General features: G+C 69.6%; 5 protein-coding genes. All 5 read left to right on the top strand.

Annotation, left to right across the window (positions count from 1 at the left end; translation table 11 throughout):
* A partial coding sequence (locus ABZ281_RS44800) for a helix-turn-helix domain-containing protein (RefSeq protein WP_356664074.1) occupies positions 1 to 412 on the top strand: 412 nt, incomplete at its 5' end.
* Positions 413 to 633: 221 nt separating this feature from the next.
* The gene (locus ABZ281_RS44795) at positions 634 to 951 is read left to right on the top strand and encodes a transposase (protein ID WP_356664072.1); all 318 of its coding nucleotides are present in this window, start codon (positions 634 to 636) and stop codon (positions 949 to 951) included.
* A gap of 105 nt (positions 952 to 1056) precedes the next feature.
* Positions 1057 to 1524 (top strand): hypothetical protein, encoded by a 468-nt coding sequence (locus ABZ281_RS44790; protein WP_356664070.1) that lies wholly within the window; start codon positions 1057 to 1059, stop codon positions 1522 to 1524.
* A gap of 298 nt (positions 1525 to 1822) precedes the next feature.
* Entirely contained in the window at positions 1823 to 2308 is a 486-nt protein-coding gene (locus ABZ281_RS44785; protein ID WP_356664068.1) for a hypothetical protein, read from the top strand.
* A 3-nt stretch (positions 2309 to 2311) separates the two neighbouring features.
* Positions 2312 to 2848, top strand: a 537-nt coding sequence (locus ABZ281_RS44780) for a hypothetical protein (RefSeq protein WP_356664066.1), incomplete at its 3' end; no start/stop codon positions are given.

Below are 2848 nucleotides of genomic sequence, written 5' to 3'. Positions count from 1 at the left end.
CTGCCGGGACCGGGCGGGGGCCTATGCCGAGGGCGCGCGACTCGGCGCTCCCGCCGCGATCCAGGTCGCCGACCGGTTCCACCTGTGGCAGGGCGTCGGCCGAGCCGTGGAAACCTGCGTCGCGGCCCACCGCGAATGCCTGAACGGACCAACAGCGCCAACGCGAAAGGACGTTGCGGCGTCGCCCGACGACACGGTGCGCGGCGGACCGGACCTTGATGGCCGGCGGGCCCAGCGCAAGAAGGCCGCGCACGCCCTGGTCCACGAGCTGCTCGCCCAGGGCCACTCCCGCAGGGCAATCGCCCGGCATCTGGGCTGGGGGCTCAACACCGTGCTGCGCTACGCACATGCTGCCACCTGGCAGGACACCCTCCGAGAAAACCGCCCCCGGCCAAGTCGTCTCGACCCCTAAAAGCCCCATCTGGAACGCCGGTTCGCCGCGGGATGCACGAACGTCACCCGCCTGCATCGCGAATTGACCGCCGAGAACGCGCCCGTCACATACCAGATGGTCCGCGCCTACATTGCCACCCTGCGCGCCGCACCGCCGCAGGCGCCACCCCCGCCGCCGACCGTCAGGCGGGCTGGCTCACCCGTCACCCGTCAACCCTGAGCGAAGACGAGCGCGCCGCGTTGAAGGACGTCCTGGCTCGCTGCCCAGAACTGGATACCGCGGCCGAACATGTCCGCGGCTTCGGCGAGATCCTGGCTCACCGGCTGGGCCCCACGCTCCCCGCATGGATCGAAGCCGTCGATGCCAGCCAGCTGCCCGGCCTCACCCACTTTGCCCTCCACCTGCTCCGAGACCTCGACGCGGTGACCGCCGGCCTCACCCTGCACTGGAGCTCCGGTGGCACGGAAGGCGCCGTGAACCGCATCAAGAAGATCAAGAGGCAGCTCTACGGCCGTGCCGGATTCGAATTGCTCCGCAAGCTGATCCTGCTCCAATAGCGTCGCGCCCAGACTCTGCAGCCAACCCTGGTCACGTTAGCGAGTGTGGTGGGCTGAGAAGATCACCGCGAGGCCACAGATTCCATCGAGACCGCGAAGGACAGAATGTCGGAGAGACCGCCCATAGACCGGGCCGAGGAGCGACTGCAACATGAGCTGAGCCGTGGACAGCAGCCCTTCGCCGAACTGGACTTGGACGAGGTGTGGCTCAGGTTCGTGCGCTTCGGCTCCCAGCGCTTCGACACCGCGGACACGCCAGACGCTGATGGCCTTCTCTTCCAGTACGGGACTCACGCCTTCGAGGGACCGCCCGTCTTCACGCTGGACCTGGCCCGGCAGTTCGAGATCAACGACGCTTCCGGCGAGCATGATCATTACATCCAGCTCCACTGCGAACTTCGGTACGAGCCCGTCCCTCAACTTCGGGCGCTGGGGCACTTCGAGACCTGGTTCTTCCACGACACGGACGACGAACTCGACGCCTGGGCCGACAGCCTTGGCCGCCAGGAATTCTGGCCGATCGTCCGCAACTTCCACCCCCAGGAAATCCGGGTCTACGAAGAGCAGGCGTGATCACAGCCGCGAAGCGACCTGCCTTGTGACACTCCGCGACCGCACCCCAAGATCTGTGCCAGAGCCCGGTTCTCCTGAACAAAACCAACCAGGCGATGCCCACGCCGAACGAGGCGCGAAGGGGTGGTCCCGAGCCCGCCGCCTCGCGGCATGTGGCCACGGCAGGTCATGTGGGACTGTCGCCGTCGCGGATCAGTCGCCGGGAAGGACTGCAAAGCCGGTACAGGTCACGGCACTCGGGAGGGTGAGCAACCCGAGAAGGCCCCGGCCCGCACAGGGCAGCCCGTACGCTTTCCCCGTGACGACCGCCCCCGCCCCGCATGATCCCCAAGACCTTCTGCGGCGGGCCCTGCTCGCCTTCGACGCCCGAGCCCTGCACACCGGCGGTGAGGCCGGCGCCCATACCGCTGTGTTCCTCGGCGACCTGGCCGCGGACATCCTGCCGGCCATGGACGCCACCGAAGACGAAGCGGCTCGCGAGGAGCTCGCGGAGGCGTACCGGTGCCTCTCGCTGGCGGGCGAGAACCCGCTCCGGCAGAGCTGCACGGAACGCGAGGCGATGGTGAACATCGCCGTCCACGCCCTGGCCCGGGCTGTGTTGCGCCGCGACACCGGCAGAACCCCATCGGAGGAGGAGGTGCACGAGCTGCTGAGCAGTCTGTGGACCGCCTCGCTCCTGGCGTGGGCACAGATCTTCCCCGCCCATCTGGACGGCGGGTCACCGCCGTGCGCCTGCGGAGCTCTGGGTACGCGCCTGGTCATGGCCCCGGCGACGGGGGCCTGAGCGGTGCGGCGGTCCTTCCCTGAGATCTCCAGCCGCGGGCTCGCCGCCCTCGGCATCGAGCTGCCGGCCCTGGCCGCGATCCGGGTGGCCCTGACCGGCGGCCGCAGCGGGAAGTTCCACGTCCCGCACCCCGACCTGCGCCGCTTCAGTTCCGATGCTTGCCGGTTCGCCAAGCCGGCCGCCGAGGCCTCCACTCATCCGCTCGTCGACGTCTTCGGACAGATCTGCAAGAAGTGCGACATCGTCCTGCCGAAGGCGCCCGATGCCCTGTGGCGGGCGGCCGCTTTCGCCGCCCAGCGTCAAGACCAGCTGGACCGCTGCCGCACCGACCGGGAGCCGCGGACCTGGCTCGGGTACGCGCGGCACGCCGCCCGTTGGGCGCCGGGTGACGACGAGCAGTTCCGGCGCTGGCTGGACACCGCCCGCACCGATTCCGGTCTGGCCGCCGACGCCGCCGTGCTCGCCGACGCCTGGCAGCAGCTGGCCGGAGCCGAGCAGGAGGTCGGCGAGTTCGCCGCGCCTGCTCCTTCTGTGCGTCTC

It is taken from the genome of Streptomyces sp. NPDC006265, assembly GCF_040613555.1.
In the GTDB taxonomy this organism is placed as follows: Bacteria; Actinomycetota; Actinomycetes; order Streptomycetales; family Streptomycetaceae; genus Streptomyces.
This window is presented reverse-complemented; position numbering and strand designations above follow the sequence as displayed.

Coding starts and splice junctions, on each gene's coding strand:
- ABZ281_RS44790 (WP_356664070.1), top strand. CDS start 1,057: ATGTCGGAGAGACCGCCCATAGACCGGGCCGAGGAGCGACTGCAACAT.